This window comes from Clostridium manihotivorum (assembly GCF_004015185.1).
Taxonomy (GTDB): Bacteria; Bacillota; Clostridia; order Clostridiales; family Clostridiaceae; genus Clostridium_AR; species Clostridium_AR manihotivorum.
In genome coordinates, this window is record NZ_CP025746.1 from 5,426,542 (window position 1) to 5,441,755 (window position 15,214).

Genomic DNA, 15,214 nt, shown 5'->3' on the forward strand with positions numbered 1-15,214 from the left:
AGCTACATGCCTCCCTTAAATTTAGATATAATTTCTTTTATCCCATAGTGCAATCTAGACCTTACAGTTCCTACAGGACAATTCACTATATAACTTATTTCTTCATAACTATATCCATAGTAATGCTTCAATATAAAGACATTTCTTTTGTCCTCAGGCATATTCTTTAAAATCTTAAAGATTTCCTCAATTTCATTCTTTTCAATTACTTTATCTTCTAAAGAGTAATCTTCCGGAATTACTTCAAGTAATATATCAGTCTCTTTTACTTTTCTTAGGTAATCCTTATACTTATTAGAGGCTATCTTTATAAGCCAAGTAGAAAATTTAGCTTTAGGAACAAAGGTATCTATATTAACAACAGCAGATAATAAAGCATCTTGAATGATATCTTCTGCTAATTCTCTGTTGCAAGTAAGCTTTATCATATACCCTTTTAAAATAGGCAAGCTATCATTAATTAAGATTTCAAAAGCATATTTATCCCCATTTCTAGCTCTCTCTATTAATTCTTCTTCTTTCAAACTATATAAATTCATAGGTATACCCCTTTTTACACCGGTTTCAATAATTAAACGTATAAAAACAAAAAAAGTTCAATTCTTTTTTTATAAAAAGGTACTTTTACTAATGATCTTAAGCATAGCAAAAAACCCCTTAAATAGTATATCTATTTAAGGGGTTAATATTTACTAATTAAAGAATAGTAACATTTTCAGCTTGAGGTCCTTTAGGTCCCTTAGCTACATCGAATGAAACTTCTTGGTTTTCTTCTAATGTTTTATATCCATCTGTCTTTATTTGAGAAAAATGTACGAATACGTCTTTTCCATCTTCTCCTGTAATAAATCCAAATCCTTTTTCTCCATTAAACCATTTAACTTTACCGTTCATATAGTATTACCTCCGAAATTTTATTATGCTTAAATCTTCCATAATAACTCACTAATAAAATCTCGATATCATCATACTATATTTATTAAGTACTAATTGAAATATATTTGTGTTATATTATTTACTATTAATTTAAGTACTAGCTAACAATAACACAACATACAAAATAAAGCAATGTTTTTATTATATTATTATAAATTTACTTTGAGTCATCATGATTCTCTAAGTGATAAGGGAAAGTAGATACAACTATATTATGGTTTCTCAGCAACGCCTCTCTAATAATCAAACTAGTGTGATTGTGTAGAACTTCTCCCCAGTATTCATGGCTCATAAACTCTGGTAGTATTACCATTATCTTTTCCTCTGGACCTGCAGCTTTTGCAATTAGTTCAACATTGTCAAGCAAAGGTGTTATTATAGTTCTATATGGAGAATATTTAGCTACCAGTATAATATCGGTGTCTAGTTCTGCCCATCTTCGCTTTATCTTTTCTAGTGCTTCCATATCAGTTGATATATTGATGGCTATAACGTTATCACTTATACTATGAGCATACTGAAGGGTACTTATTGCAGCTTTATTTAAGCTAGCAATTGGCACAACTATTATATGGGTATATTTTGTTCTTAAATCTAAGCTTTTTAGGTTTATATCGCTTATACTTAGTCCCTTAGCAACCTTATTATAGTGAGCCTTAATCCTCATTTGTATCAAAATAATTATAGGTATGAGAATTACTACTATATATGCACCTTGACTAAACTTTTCAATTAAGATTATTATTGTTGTCAATAAACTTACAAAAGCACCTACTCCATTTATAGTAGCACGTTTTTGCCAACCTTTATCTCGTTCTTTTCTCCAATGATTGACCATTCCAAGTTGGCCTAACACAAAAGATACAAATACGCCAATTGCATATAAAGGTATCAATCTATGGGTATCTGCCTTAAATACTATAACTAAAAAACATGCTATAAATGATAAAGAAACAATTCCAAAGGTGAAGCCTAACCTTTTTCCTCTAGTGGTAAATTGTCTAGGAGCAAATCCATCCTTTGCAACTACATACATTAGCATTGGAAATCCTGTATATGCAGTATTGCATGCCATTAACAAAATTACAGCTGTGCTAAACTGTATAACATAATACATGATCCCATTGTTAAAGATAGCAAATGCTATTTGAGAAATAACTGTAGGCCCATTTGAAATTGGAACTGCTGTATAAAATATTGCAAGTATTGAACTACCACCAAATATTAAAAATATCAGTACTGCAAGTAATATCATAACAGTCTTAGCACTTCTCTGACTTGGTTCCTTGAAGTTAGGAACTGAATTACTTACAGCCTCTACACCAGTTAACGCAGAGCACCCAGATGAGAATGCTCTCAAAATTAGAAATATCGTTAAATTTTCTGTAGCTTTACTTGGTGGAGTAAACATTGGTGCTGGGTGAATGTTTAAAACGAAATATTTAAATAGACCATACACAATCATAAAGAGCATACTAAAGATGAATATATATGTAGGTATTGCGAAAATTTTTGATGATTCACTTATTCCTCTCAAATTTAAAATAGTCAAGATTATTATTATGGCTACAACAAAAAGCACTCTATATGGAGCTAACTTTACAAAGGCTGATATTATAGCATCTGCCCCGGCACTTGCACTAACTGCCACTGTCAAGATATAACTTATTATTAGGCCTGCTCCTGCTGATAAACCTGCCTTATCACCTATATTTTCTTTAGCTACTTTATAGGCACCACCACCTTGAGGATAGGCCCTTATAATTTGAATGTAGGAGGTAGTAAGTATAACAAGAAGACCTATTATCATAAAAGAAGTCCAAGTTAACCATTGATATGCCGCCGAACCTAATACAATTAAAACAAAGAGGATCTCCTGCGCAGCATAAGCAACAGAAGAAATTGCATCACTAGCCATTATAGCTAAACCAAAAGGAATATTATATTTTTCATGCTTACCTTGCTCGCTAGATAAGGGTTCTCCTAGTAGAACATCAGAAAACTTTTTCATCATATGTTATGCCCCCTAAATGAGTATAATTAAATAATTTCAACCTTGTTCTTAAACACAGTTAATATATAAAAATATATGAAACTTATACTGCAATAAATTAAAATATCTTTTCTAAAACAAGCCATTTAACTTTACCGTTCATATAATATTATCTACAAGATTTTACTTTGTTTAATTCTTCAATAGTAACTGGCAAATAAAATTTCCATATCTTCATAATATATTTATTAAATACTAATTGTAATGTATTTGCGTTATATTACTTACTATTCATTTAAGTAATAGCCAACAATAATGCAATATACAAATTAGAGTACTACTTTTACAGAGTTATTATAAATTTACTTTAAGTTATCTTGATTCTCCAAGTGATATGGGAAAGTAGATACAACTATATTATGATGTCTTAGCAAAGCCTCTCTAATTATCAAGCTAGTGTGGTTATGTAGAACTTCTCCCCAATACTCATGGCTCATAAACTCTGGCAATATTACCATTATCTTTTCTTCTGCCCCTGCCGCTTTTGCAATTAACTCTATATTGTCAAGCAAAGGAGTTACTATGGTTCTATACGGAGAATATTTAGCTACAAGTATAATATCAGTATCTAACTCTTTCCATCTTCGTTTTAGTTTTTCTAGAGCCTCCATATCAGCTGAGATGTTAAGAGCTATGACATTGTCACTTATACTATAAGCATATTGAAGCGTACTTATTGCTGCTTTATTTAAACTAGCTATTGGAACCACTATTATATGGGTATATTTTGTCTTTAAATCCAAACCTTTTAGATTTATATCACTTATACTAAGACCTTTTGCGACTTTATCATAGTGAGCCCTAATTCTGAGCTGTGTTAAAATTATAATTGGAATTAAGATTACTACAATAAAAGCCCCTTGACTAAATTTTTCTACTAAGATAATTATGGTAGTTAATAGTGATACCGCAGCTCCCAAACCATTAATGAGAGCACTTTTTCTCCAATCTTTTTCTTTATCCTTTATCCAATGCTTTACCATTCCAAACTGTCCTAAGGTGAAAGATGTAAAAACTCCAATTGCATACAAAGGAATAAGTCTATGAGTATCTGCTCTAAAAATAATAACTAGCAAACAAGCAATAAATGATAGTGATCCTATGCCAAAAGAAAAACTTAATCTCTTTCCTCTAGTAGTAAACTGTCTAGGAGCATATCCGTCCTTTGCTACTATATACATAAGCATAGGAAAACCAGTGTATGCTGTGTTACATGCCATAAGCAGTATAATAGCTGTACTAAATTGTATAACGTAAAACATGAATCCATGCTGAAATATCCCAGTAGCGATTTGTGCAATAACCGTAGGACCATTCTCCAATGGTACTGCTGTATAATAAATAGCAAGTATTGAGCTTCCACCAAATATGAAAAAAATCAAGATTGCTAATAGCACCATTACAATCTTGGCATTTCTCTGACTTGGCTCCTGAAAGTTAGGAACTGAGTTACTCACTGATTCCAAACCAGTTAAAGCAGAACATCCAGAGGAAAAGGCTCTTAAAATAAGAAATATAGATAAGCCTTCAGTTGCCCTAAGGTGAACATTATGCATAGCTGGTACTGGATGAATACCCAATATAAAGTATTTAAACAAACCGTATATTATCATAAATATCATACTAAAAATAAATATATATGTAGGTATAGCAAAAATTTTAGAAGATTCACTTATTCCTCTTAAATTCAGTATAGTTAAAATCACTATAATAACTACAACAAATAAGACTTTGTGTCTTTGTATATTGGGGAATGCAGATGCAATAGCATCAACCCCTGCACTAGCACTAACAGCTACAGTAAGTAAATAATCTATTATTAAGCCAGCACCAGCAACTAATCCAGCTTTATCGCTTATATTTTCCTTAGCTACCTTATAGGCTCCTCCACCCTGAGGATAAGCTCTTATAATCTGAATATATGAAATAGTAAGTATAATAAGAAGACCTATAATCATAAAAGCAGTCCAGGTTAACCACTGATATGCTGCCGCTCCTAGAACTATTAATACAAATAGAATTTCTTGGGCAGCATAAGCTACTGATGATACTGCGTCACTAGCCATTATAGCTAAACCAAAAGGAATATTGTACTTTTCATTCTTTCCCTGCTCACTGGATAAGGGTTCTCCTAGTAGAACATCCGAGAATTTTTTCATCATATGTTATGCCCCCTAAATGGATATTATTAAAGGTTAATTGATTAATCTTCAGCACTGTTTAAATACTGTGTTGAAATTAAGTAGCCCTTCACCCGATGCTTTAATGTACTTTCACAAATAATTAATACAAATCAAATTTATAATTCTATTATTCCTAACTTTTTATTAGCTATGCTTTCCGGTGGTTATATCCATATTTTTCAAAATATATTATCAGTTTATTCTTGAGGTTTACTTATATATTATTTTTAGCTTTCAAACCTTTTGAAGACTTTACCTCCATATCCATTCCTATATAGCAAAAAGCGATAATCTAAGTTAGATTATCGCTTTAAAATTAGGCCATCTTTAAACACGGTACTTTAACAGAGCCTAAAGTTATAATTCTATATATCATTTTATCGGATGATTCCTTATATGCTTAGATACTTCCTCAAGCACCAAGTTATATTTTTCTTGAACTAACCAATGTCCTGCATCTAATTCCACAAAGTTATACTCACCCTTCATGTACTTTTTAGCATCTTCTACTCCTGCCCTGGCTATTGCCAAATCTTTATTGCCCCAGATAAAAAGAGTAGGAATAGTTACATCTCCATATTTGACTGAAATTTTATTATTTGCACGATACCAATTTATTACTCTATTGCGACCTTCATAGTCTTTAAATATACCTAGATAGTCCTCTATCTCTCTTTTTGAGTGTTCACTCCAAATAGTTTTTAAATAAGCTAAGTTCTTACTTCCAAGAAAAACTTCAGGTACCACTGGAACCTGAAATAGTCTTATATATCTGCTCTTCTCCATTTGTTCCTTATCATTTGACTTTGCATTCATATATGCAGCCATATGAGGTACTGCTAATGCCGACCAATCATTTACTCTCTCTGGATATATAGTTAGAACAGTCCAACCGCAGGCTGAACCCCAATCATGACCAACCAGGTGAAATTTCTTGAAGCCAACAGCATCAGCAATTGCTATAACATCTTCTGCAAGTTTTTCTACAGTATAGTTTTTTATTCCCTTAGGTCTAGCTTCTTTGCTGTATCCTCTCAAGTCCGGTGCTATGCATCTATATCCCTTTTTAGCAAAGCTAATCATTATGTTTTCCCAAATAATAGAACTTTCAGGAAAACCGTGTAGAAATATAATTGGCTCTCCTTCACTTTCAAGCCCAGCAGTTCTACATTTAAACTTGTATCCGTTTGCTTTTACTTCTTCTATATTAATCTGTAAATCTACCATAAATAACCTCTCCATTTTAATAAATTATAAGCTATGTTCAATAATATTGTTGAAATTAAGTGGTTATGAAGGAGATGCTCTATGAGCGAGCTATTAGAATTAAATGATTTTTTCATATGGAATGGCCTCAAAAAATCGCTAATTGCTCTTCATTAGTGATTTTTTTGCGCATCTGCCTTTTCTCAACGTATGTGAAGAAATCCTGGCAGGCGACATAATTTTTTATTCTTTACTCTTTGAAATCAAAACATCTTATTTTATTTATATTTAAATTAAGATATAAAATGTTTATAAAGATTACAATAGCTAAAGAGTAAAACTGTATGTTCGAACGTAGTGAGTTTACAGTTTTAGCCATGGAATATGACAAAATCATATTAATTCTTTGCGCAAGCTCATCTAAGCATCGGATGACTAACCACTTAATTTCAACACAGTACTTTAACAGCTCTTATTATATACTACATTTCAGAAAGGTATATTCATGAATCTAATTATATTTTCAGAAGTTCTTTCAATATTATCCTGACCTTTAGCAAGAGCTTCTTCAAGAGATGTTACACCTTGCATGATGCTAAATATTGCATCTATTCCTTTCTCGTATAACACCTCTATACCCTCACCAATTCTTCCTGCCAGTGCAATTACTGGTTTGTTATATTTTTTTGCAACTGTTGCAACACCTATAGGAGTTTTCCCGTATTGAGTCTGAAAATCTATACTACCTTCACCTGTCCAAACCATATCTGCATTTCTTACTTTTTCTTCAAGTCCAGTATATTCCACTACAATATCAATACCTCTTCTTAGGTTGCCATCTAAAAATGCCATAAGTCCTGCTCCTAACCCTCCTGCGGCTCCAGCACCAGGTAGATCTAAAACATCTTTCCCCAACTTTTCCTTTATTATTTGTGCATAATGTTTTAGATTATTGTCCAAAGTTATTATCATATCTTTAGTGGCTCCCTTTTGTTGACCAAATACATTAGCCGCCCCATAATCTCCACAAAGTGGGTTAGTAACATCACAGGCTACTTGAACTTCAATGTCCTTTAGTCTTGAATCAAAACTACTTAGGTCAATATTACTTAGCTTTCCTAGTTCTCCACCACCAAAACCTAATTCCTTTCCTTCCTCATCTAGAAGTCTTCCTCCAAGAGCTTGAATTACTCCTGCCCCTCCATCATTTGTAGCACTTCCCCCAATACCTATTATTAATCTTTTTATTCCATGGCTTAAACAAGCTTTTATAAGCTGACCTGTGCCAAAAGTTGTAGTTATTAAAGGATTTCTCATTTCAATAGGAACCAGCTCAAGACCACTAGCACTGGCCATTTCTATCACAGCTACTTGGCCTTTTCCTAGGATACCATACTTAGCCTCAACTTCATTTCCTAAAGGTCCTATTACTTTCAAGGAATATATTTTTCCTTCTGTAGCATCTATTAAGGACTGCATAGTCCCTTCTCCACCATCAGCCATAGGTACATGAATACAGCTAATATTTTTATTTACTTTTTTAATTCCTCTTTCCATTGCTTCACAAGCTTCTTTAGCTGTCATACTCTCCTTAAAGGAATCTGGTGCAAGTACAATGATAAAATCTTTTTTCATTTTTGCCTCCATAGGTTTCCCAAAACAGTTATTATCTAAAAACTCAATATTGATAATATTGTATCCAATCACATTTAAAAGGTTTATATATCGATATCTGAATACATAATCCGCCAAATTCATCACTATATATTCGATGTTCATGAAATAAATCCTTTGATATTCTTATATTTTAAATAATCTTAATAATTTACATAAGAAAAACAGGATTGAGTGCAATTTAATGCACTCAATCCTGTTTTATTTTATAGTTCAGCTCCATTACTTTCAATTACTTTTTTGTACCAATTAAAACTCTTCTTCTTAGAACGTTTTAAAGTACCATTGCCTTCATTGTCCTTATCAACGTATATGAAGCCATATCTCTTTTTCATTTCTCCAGTAGATGCACTTACTAAATCTATACATCCCCAAGGTGTATATCCCATAAGCTCTACTCCGTCTTCATTTACTGCAGCCTTCATAGCTTTAACATGCTCTCTTAGGTACTCTATACGGTAGTCATCTTCTACATAACCATTTTCGTCTGGATTGTCTACAGCTCCTAAACCATTTTCAACTATAAACAGTGGCTTTTGATATCTATCATAGATAGAATTCATAGTGATTCTAAGTCCTAGTGGATCTATTTGCCAGCCCCATTCACTTGCTTTTAGGTAAGGATTCTTTAAGGTAGCAAATACATTTCCTTCTGTTTCTGCACTTACCTTAGGATCAGCACTTGTAAGTCTTGAGGAATAATAACTAAAGGATATGAAATCTACAGTGTTATTCTTTAGTATTTCCTCGTCTCCTTCTTCCATCTTTAAGGAAATGTTATGTCTTTCAAACATCTTCTTAGCATAGTTTGGATATTCTCCTCTTGACTGAACATCTATAAAGAAATAGTTTTCTCTATCCTTTTCCATAGACCTCCATACATCCTCTGGAGCACAAGTATTTGCATAGGTATTTCCTGCAGCTAGCATACAACCTATCTTAAAATCAGGGTTTATAGCATGAGCTATCTTTGTAGCTTTTGCACTAGCTACTAGTTGGTGATGAGCTGCTTGATACTTTACAGCTTCCTCATTTTCACCTGGTTCAAAGGTTAATCCTGCTCCTATAAATGGAAGATGTAGTAGCATATTTATTTCATTAAAGGTAAGCCAATATTTAACCTTGTTTTTATATCTATCGAAGATTACCTCACATAATCTTTCGTAATAATCAACCATCTTACGGCTTCTCCAAGCACCAATAGCTTTAACTAGATTCATTGGAACATCGAAGTGAGTTATTGTTACAAGTGGCTCTATTCCATATTTTAGACACTCATCAAAAACATCATCATAAAACTTTAAGCCTTCTTCATTAGGTTCAGCGTCATCTCCGTTAGGGAATATTCTAGCCCAAGCTAAGGACATTCTAAAACACTTAAAGCCCATCTCAGCAAATAAAGCTATATCTTCCTTATAATGATGATAAAAATCTATAGCCTCATGGCTTGGGTAGAAGTGTTCATCATCACATTCAAACATGTTCATCTTTCCAAGCATAACAGGGAAACGATCCTTTCCTGCTGGAATCACATCTACTGTAGACAATCCCTTATTTCCTTCTAAATATCCACCTTCACATTGGTTAGCAGCAGTAGCTCCTCCCCATAAAAATCCTTCTGGTAATTTATTCAATTCCATAATATTTACCTCCTACTATTTAAAGATGTATCCCTTCAATCGAAATCTGTTTTCTATGCTTTTCTATGTTCTAAGAGCGTAATTTGAAAGTACAGCTTTTATTAATAAGTGATACATCTATATATTAAGCCATGATACTTCAAAAATTATACAAATACTCTTCATATGCCAATTATATTTTTAATCGTCTTAACAAACAATATTTTTTCTAAATTAGAAAATTAAAGTTTATGCTTTGCTTAAAATATTTTATTAAATTTACTAATACTTAATTAATTAGATCATCACAGTTAATAGATCTTCTTTATAATTAATAGACTTTTTATCAGTCTCGATAATATCCAAATATCTATCTGAATTAGTTATTATAACTGGTGTTATTAAAGAGAAGCCCTCTTTTTTTATCGCGTCTATGTCAAATTCCAATAATTCCTGTCCTATCTTTATGCTATCTCCTTGTTGTACCTTTGAAGTGAAATATTTTCCTTCTAATTGAACTGTATCCATCCCTACATGAATTAAAATCTCTGCACCATTCTTACTTGTGATACCTATTGCATGCTTTGTTGGAAATAACATTGTTACTATTCCTTCAACTGGTGATACTACTTTTCCTTCCTTTGGTTCAATCGCTATTCCTTTGCCAAGTACTCCCTTTGAAAAAGCTTCATCCTTTACTTCTGATAAAGGCTTTACCTCTCCCTTTAATGGACTTATTACTACTTCTTGTCTTATAAGCTCATTACTTTCTTTTTTTACTTCTTCTGTTTTACTTTCTTCATCTTTAAAACCAGCTACCATCATCAATATGAACCCTAGAACAAAGCTCACAACTACTGCTATTATGGCACCATAAAAACCTTTATCCATTCCTTGAGGATTTATATAACTAGGAAGTGCAAACACACCTAAACCTCCCATTATAAAACCTTTAGTTCCCATAAATTCAGCTATTGCTCCACCTACTGCTGCTGCTATACAACTTAAGATAAATGGCTTTTTGCGTGGTAATGTGATTCCGTAGATTGCTGGTTCTGTAACACCAAATATACCTGAAATAAATGCTGGTATTGAAAGTGATTTTAACTTTTTGTTCTTTGTCTTTAATAATATCGCTAGTACTACTCCTGTTTGAGCAAAGGAAGCTCCTATCGCTGCAGATAAAACTGTATCATAATGCATAGTTACCATATTATTTATAGCTATAGGAATTAATCCCCAATGTAGACCAAACATAACAAATACTTGCCAGAAACCACCTATGAATAAACCAGCTAAGACAGGGCTTAAATTGATTATTGCTAGTGTAGCTGTTCCGATTAATTTACCTGCCCAAGTTGCAACTGGCCCTATAACTATAAAGGTTAGAGGAACTGTAACCAAAAGTGTACAGAAAGGAACTAAGAAAGTCTTTACAACATCTGGTATTATCTTTTTAAATCCACTCTCTATCTTAGCACCAACATAAGCTGCCAAGACTATAGGAATAACGCTTGATGAGTAATCCATAAGTATTACCGGAATACCTAAGAAAGTTATATTAACATTAGATTGAATCATTGTTCCATTAAATAAAGTATATAGTGGCTGTGCTGTGGTTAATGCTAATATCTTAGGATAAACAAGTGCAGCACCTATGGCCATTCCTATGAAGTTATTTCCCTTAAACTTCTTTGATGCTGTATATCCTAAGAATATCGGAAAGAAGTAGAATAAACTATCGCCTATGGCATTCAATATAGCATAGGTTCCTGACTTATCTCCATATAACCCTAATGCAACAAATAAGGAATTAAAGCCTTTTATCATACCAGTAGCTGCAAGTACTCCAAGGGTTGGAGCAAATACTCCTGATATTATGTCTATAAACTTATTGAAAGGACTAAGCTTCTCTTCAGAACTACTATCTTCTGACGCTGTACTAAAGCCACCAACTGATACTACATCTGCGTATACCTCTGGTACATGGTTGCCAATAACTACTTGATACTGCCCACCGCTTTGAACAACAGTTACAACTCCATCCATATTCTTTAGACCTTCTGTATTTGCTTTATTCTCATCTTTTAACTTAAAACGTAAACGGGTTACGCAATGAGTTAAACTATTTACGTTTTCTTTACCACCAACATTTTTAATAATGTCTTTTGCTAAACTTTCGTACTTCATATCTTACCTCTCCTTTTAGTTTTAATTATTGTAAATAATTCTGTAAAAAATAAATCACTAGGCTTTACCTTTAAACTATTTCTTTTATATAAAAAAGGCGAGACCATATAAATAGTATAATCCTTCATACCATCTATTTGGTCTCGCCTGCATTACCAGTAACAATCCAAAGTTCCATATAAAATTATCTTTGAGTTACCCTCTGAATATGAATAGTTAAGTATAACTGCTCTTCATCAGATAAAGCTACTTCTAAGTATTTCTCAACCTTAAGCATACATTCATATGCCTCTTTATATTTTGCTTTTACCTGCTTTAGCAAAAAGTCATCCTCTTTAGTATCCTCTAATTCTTGCTTCTTGTTTAAACGTTGAAAGAAGAATCTTAAGTGAGTAACGAACCTCTCATAACTTATAGACTTTTCATCTAAGGCTATATTAAAGGTGTATTTAACTATATTTAATATATCCTGAACCATTTTGGTTTGCTTAGCAACATCTTCTACCTTATTCGAAGCACTTTTAAACTGTGCATTTATTAAATGAAGAGTTATATTAGCCGCTTCATCTTCAGGCAGCCTTTTTCCTGTTGCTTCTTCAATTGAATCTAAGGCTTTTAGTGCCACCTTAAATTCTTTAGGATAAAACTTTTTAATCTCCCAAATTAGCGGGTTAGGATTAGTGAAGCCTTCATCAAATAACTTAAGTACATTGCTTATGTGATCTGTCAAAGTGACATATATGTAATCATTTAACTCAACCTCAAGCATATTTTTTGCATAATCTATTATGTCACCACAAAGTGTTATATGCTCAGAAGGAATATGTTCTAATAATAATTTAAATTTTTCAGAAGCATCTTTTTGTTTTAGTATAAAGGTTTTCTCAACTAGTTTCTCTTCTATTGTTTCTCCAACACTCTTTTTGAATCCAATTCCACTTCCCATAACAACAACTTCATTATTGTCCAGATCTCTAGCTAAAATAGCATTATTGTTAAATATCTTTTTTATTATCATTCTTATCCCCTCACCACCTTGCTTATTTATTTATAAATATGAAAAAACCTCAATTAATCAAAAGAGATATTGTTTCTCTTCTCATTAATTAAGGTCTCGCCTGATCTTGTCAGTAACAATCCTCACAATGTATGTAAGCGTTTAATTTATGTTTTTATTATATCCACTTCATCTATAATAGTCAATACCTTTATGAAAACATTTTTTGTACATCTGCCTTTCCGAATGTATATGAGGAAAATCTGGTAGGCGAATAATATCTCTTTTCTACTATTTACCCTAAATAGTTGTTATAAACACTTGAATTTACTAGATTTAGCTATGAAAAAGTTTTATACTAGTCTAGACAGTAAAAAATGGCATATATAGATTGGTGTAATCTATATATGCCATTATACTATTAATTAAACTTTAAATTTATTCATAGTAACTTTCAAGTCTTCAGACATCTGAGCTAGAACCTTACTAGATGAAGCAATTTCTTCAACTGAAGCTAATTGCTCTTCTGTTGCTGCAGATATGGTTTGAGCTTCATCTGCTATCTTTACACTTATATTTTGAATATTATTAACGGAATCTACTGATGCCTTTGTTCCAGCATCTATGTCACTAATAGCTTTGGATATCTTATTTATTTGTTCTGATATGTCTCTTATCATTTTAAGTATTTCTCTAAAGCTTTCGCCAGCAATAGTAACAACCTTAGCTCCGGTATTTACTTCTTCAGAGTTCTCATTCATAACAGACACTGCACTATTAGTTTTGCTTTGAACATTACTGATTATATCTGAAATCTCTTTAGTAGAACTTTGAGACTGCTCAGCTAATTTTCTGATTTCATCAGCTACTACACTAAATCCTTTTCCTGCTTCCCCTGCTCTTGCTGATTCTATTGCAGCATTTAATGCCAGTAAATTAGTCTGTTCAGATATGCTGTTAATAGTATCTATAATCTTACCTATTTCTATTGATTTTTCCTCTAATTCACTTATGATTTCTGAGGCTTGTTTAGTCTTTTTCTCAATAATATCCATTTGATTAACAGCCTTTTCAACAGCGATTTCACCGGAATTTGCTGAGGTTTTAGCATTATCAGTGAGATTTAAAACCAATTTAGTGTTTTTAGACACTTCACCTACTTTATCTGCTATATTTTCTACTACCTTAGTAGTATTATTGGCAAACGATAACTGATCCTCTGAACCACCAGCCATTGTTGTTACTGCATTGGCAACTGAATTTGATGCCTCAGCTGATTGTTCAGCACTTGCAGTTAATTCCTCTGAGGAAGAAACCAAATGTTCTATTGTAGCATTTAACTCTTTAATCAGCTCATTAATACTAATTCTCATTTCCTCTACAGAATTTGATACAAGTCCAAATTCGCTCTTATCTTTAAGGCTTGCATCACTTACAGCAGTTGAAAAATCACCTTTTGCTAATATTCCCATAAAGTTTACAAAGTCATACAACCTTTTAGTAATACGCTTTGATATAAGCCAACCCAAGATTAATATTAATGCTGTTGCTATAATGATCATACTAAAGAAAATCATCTCTGCAGTTTTGAACTTTGTAGCATTATCACTATTAATCTGTTTTGCAAACTCAGCACTATGATTTCCAAGTTCCACCAACTCGCTTAGAAAGGCTTTTGCATAGGTATCTACATTTTTTTTCATAATATTCATAAGCTTCTGCATTCTTATTTTGAGCAGCTAAATCCAATACAACTTTTCTACCTTCTCTGTATTTTGCTAGATTTTCCTCTACTTCTTTCATCTTACTAGTTTCAAAGGAATCTAATCTTATGCTTTGATATTTTTTTATGTATCCGTTAAAGCTTTCAGCCTTAGTAGTTATATCACTAAGCAAAGCTTTATTGACGGTTTCATCAGTATTTATCATAAGCTTAAAAATATCTGTTGAAACCGAACCAGCATCAATCCTAGCCTCATTTAACCACTCACTAGACATCAATCTTTCATTGTACATAATATCTAGAGCCTTCTTAGAATCTAATAAATAATAATACCCAGTTGAAGCCACTGCCAATAATGCCACTAAAGAAACCACTATAAGCAATAATAATTTTTTACCCACCTTTAAGTTATTAAGCCATTTCAACCCTTAATCCTCCTTTGTTAATCATAAATATTTTTTTACTAATTAAGTTCTTAAACGCATTACTTATAATTAATTGTCGTGTGTTAATTTCTTTACTTTAACGAATCTATTGAAAATGATTCTTATCTATAATTAACTGTTATTAAACTCTGCGAATATAAATAATTAATTGTAAATACCTTACTAATGTTAGTTTAGAAAAGGCAGA

Annotated in this window: 12 protein-coding genes; 1 reads left to right on the forward strand and 11 read right to left on the reverse strand. The window is 32.4% G+C overall.

Features of this window, described 5'->3' with window-relative positions; translation table 11 throughout:
- Positions 1–2: 2 nt before the first annotated feature.
- The 5 genes from sigY to C1I91_RS24245 all read right to left on the reverse strand — a co-directional run bounded on the left by sigY (position 3) and on the right by C1I91_RS24245 (position 6,399).
- On the reverse strand, positions 3–539 hold the full coding sequence (gene sigY / locus C1I91_RS24225; protein ID WP_238475882.1) for an RNA polymerase sigma factor SigY: 537 nt from the start codon (positions 537–539) through the stop codon (positions 3–5).
- 157 nt (positions 540–696) lie between these two features.
- On the reverse strand, positions 697–894 hold the full coding sequence (locus C1I91_RS24230; protein ID WP_128215213.1) for a cold-shock protein: 198 nt from the start codon (positions 892–894) through the stop codon (positions 697–699).
- Between the two features lie 199 nt (positions 895–1,093).
- A complete protein-coding gene (locus C1I91_RS24235) occupies positions 1,094–2,950 on the reverse strand; it encodes an APC family permease (RefSeq protein WP_128215214.1) in 1,857 nt (618 codons plus the stop codon).
- A gap of 341 nt (positions 2,951–3,291) precedes the next feature.
- Entirely contained in the window at positions 3,292–5,151 is a 1,860-nt protein-coding gene (locus C1I91_RS24240) for an APC family permease (protein ID WP_128215215.1), read from the reverse strand.
- A gap of 393 nt (positions 5,152–5,544) precedes the next feature.
- Complete coding sequence (locus C1I91_RS24245; RefSeq protein ID WP_164880644.1) at positions 5,545–6,399, reverse strand: alpha/beta fold hydrolase; 855 nt, start codon at positions 6,397–6,399, stop codon at positions 5,545–5,547.
- A gap of 323 nt (positions 6,400–6,722) precedes the next feature.
- Between C1I91_RS24245 and C1I91_RS28415 the strand changes: the two genes are divergently transcribed.
- Complete coding sequence (locus tag C1I91_RS28415) at positions 6,723–6,887, forward strand: hypothetical protein (RefSeq protein ID WP_164880645.1); 165 nt, start codon at positions 6,723–6,725, stop codon at positions 6,885–6,887.
- Here the strand turns inward: C1I91_RS28415 and C1I91_RS24250 are convergent.
- The 6 genes from C1I91_RS24250 to C1I91_RS29240 form a co-directional block, all read right to left on the reverse strand.
- Positions 6,868–8,013, reverse strand: a complete 1,146-nt coding sequence (locus C1I91_RS24250; protein ID WP_128215217.1) for a glycerate kinase family protein — start codon at positions 8,011–8,013, stop codon at positions 6,868–6,870. The genes C1I91_RS28415 and C1I91_RS24250 overlap by 20 nt on opposite strands.
- A gap of 245 nt (positions 8,014–8,258) precedes the next feature.
- Positions 8,259–9,692 carry a 6-phospho-beta-glucosidase gene (locus C1I91_RS24255; protein WP_164880646.1) on the reverse strand — a complete coding sequence of 478 codons (1,434 nt, stop codon included), beginning with the start codon at positions 9,690–9,692 and terminating at the stop codon, positions 8,259–8,261.
- Between the two features lie 276 nt (positions 9,693–9,968).
- Positions 9,969–11,861 (reverse strand): beta-glucoside-specific PTS transporter subunit IIABC, encoded by a 1,893-nt coding sequence (locus C1I91_RS24260; protein ID WP_128215218.1) that lies wholly within the window; start codon positions 11,859–11,861, stop codon positions 9,969–9,971.
- Positions 11,862–12,045: 184 nt separating this feature from the next.
- Positions 12,046–12,879, reverse strand: a complete 834-nt coding sequence (licT, locus tag C1I91_RS24265; protein WP_128215219.1) for a BglG family transcription antiterminator LicT — start codon at positions 12,877–12,879, stop codon at positions 12,046–12,048.
- Positions 12,880–13,283: 404 nt separating this feature from the next.
- Positions 13,284–14,561 carry a methyl-accepting chemotaxis protein gene (locus tag C1I91_RS24270; RefSeq protein WP_238475883.1) on the reverse strand — a complete coding sequence of 426 codons (1,278 nt, stop codon included), beginning with the start codon at positions 14,559–14,561 and terminating at the stop codon, positions 13,284–13,286.
- Complete coding sequence (locus tag C1I91_RS29240) at positions 14,494–15,006, reverse strand: MCP four helix bundle domain-containing protein (protein ID WP_238475884.1); 513 nt, start codon at positions 15,004–15,006, stop codon at positions 14,494–14,496. Before C1I91_RS29240 ends, C1I91_RS24270 begins: the two co-directional genes overlap by 68 nt.
- Positions 15,007–15,214: the final 208 nt, after the last annotated feature.

Excerpts from the sequence above, each read along its gene's own strand:
- licT (WP_128215219.1), bottom strand. The coding sequence starts at position 12,879 with ATGATAATAAAAAAGATATTTAACAATAATGCTATTTTAGCTAGAGAT.
- C1I91_RS24255 (WP_164880646.1), bottom strand. The coding sequence starts at position 9,692 with ATGGAATTGAATAAATTACCAGAAGGATTTTTATGGGGAGGAGCTACT.
- C1I91_RS24245 (WP_164880644.1), bottom strand. The coding sequence starts at position 6,399 with ATGGTAGATTTACAGATTAATATAGAAGAAGTAAAAGCAAACGGATAC.
- C1I91_RS28415 (WP_164880645.1), top strand. The coding sequence starts at position 6,723 with ATGTTCGAACGTAGTGAGTTTACAGTTTTAGCCATGGAATATGACAAA.
- C1I91_RS24270 (WP_238475883.1), bottom strand. The coding sequence starts at position 14,561 with ATGAAAAAAAATGTAGATACCTATGCAAAAGCCTTTCTAAGCGAGTTG.
- C1I91_RS24250 (WP_128215217.1), bottom strand. The coding sequence starts at position 8,013 with ATGAAAAAAGATTTTATCATTGTACTTGCACCAGATTCCTTTAAGGAG.
- sigY (WP_238475882.1), bottom strand. The coding sequence starts at position 539 with ATGAATTTATATAGTTTGAAAGAAGAAGAATTAATAGAGAGAGCTAGA.
- C1I91_RS24240 (WP_128215215.1), bottom strand. The coding sequence starts at position 5,151 with ATGATGAAAAAATTCTCGGATGTTCTACTAGGAGAACCCTTATCCAGT.
- C1I91_RS24230 (WP_128215213.1), bottom strand. The coding sequence starts at position 894 with ATGAACGGTAAAGTTAAATGGTTTAATGGAGAAAAAGGATTTGGATTT.
- C1I91_RS24235 (WP_128215214.1), bottom strand. The coding sequence starts at position 2,950 with ATGATGAAAAAGTTTTCTGATGTTCTACTAGGAGAACCCTTATCTAGC.
- C1I91_RS24260 (WP_128215218.1), bottom strand. The coding sequence starts at position 11,861 with ATGAAGTACGAAAGTTTAGCAAAAGACATTATTAAAAATGTTGGTGGT.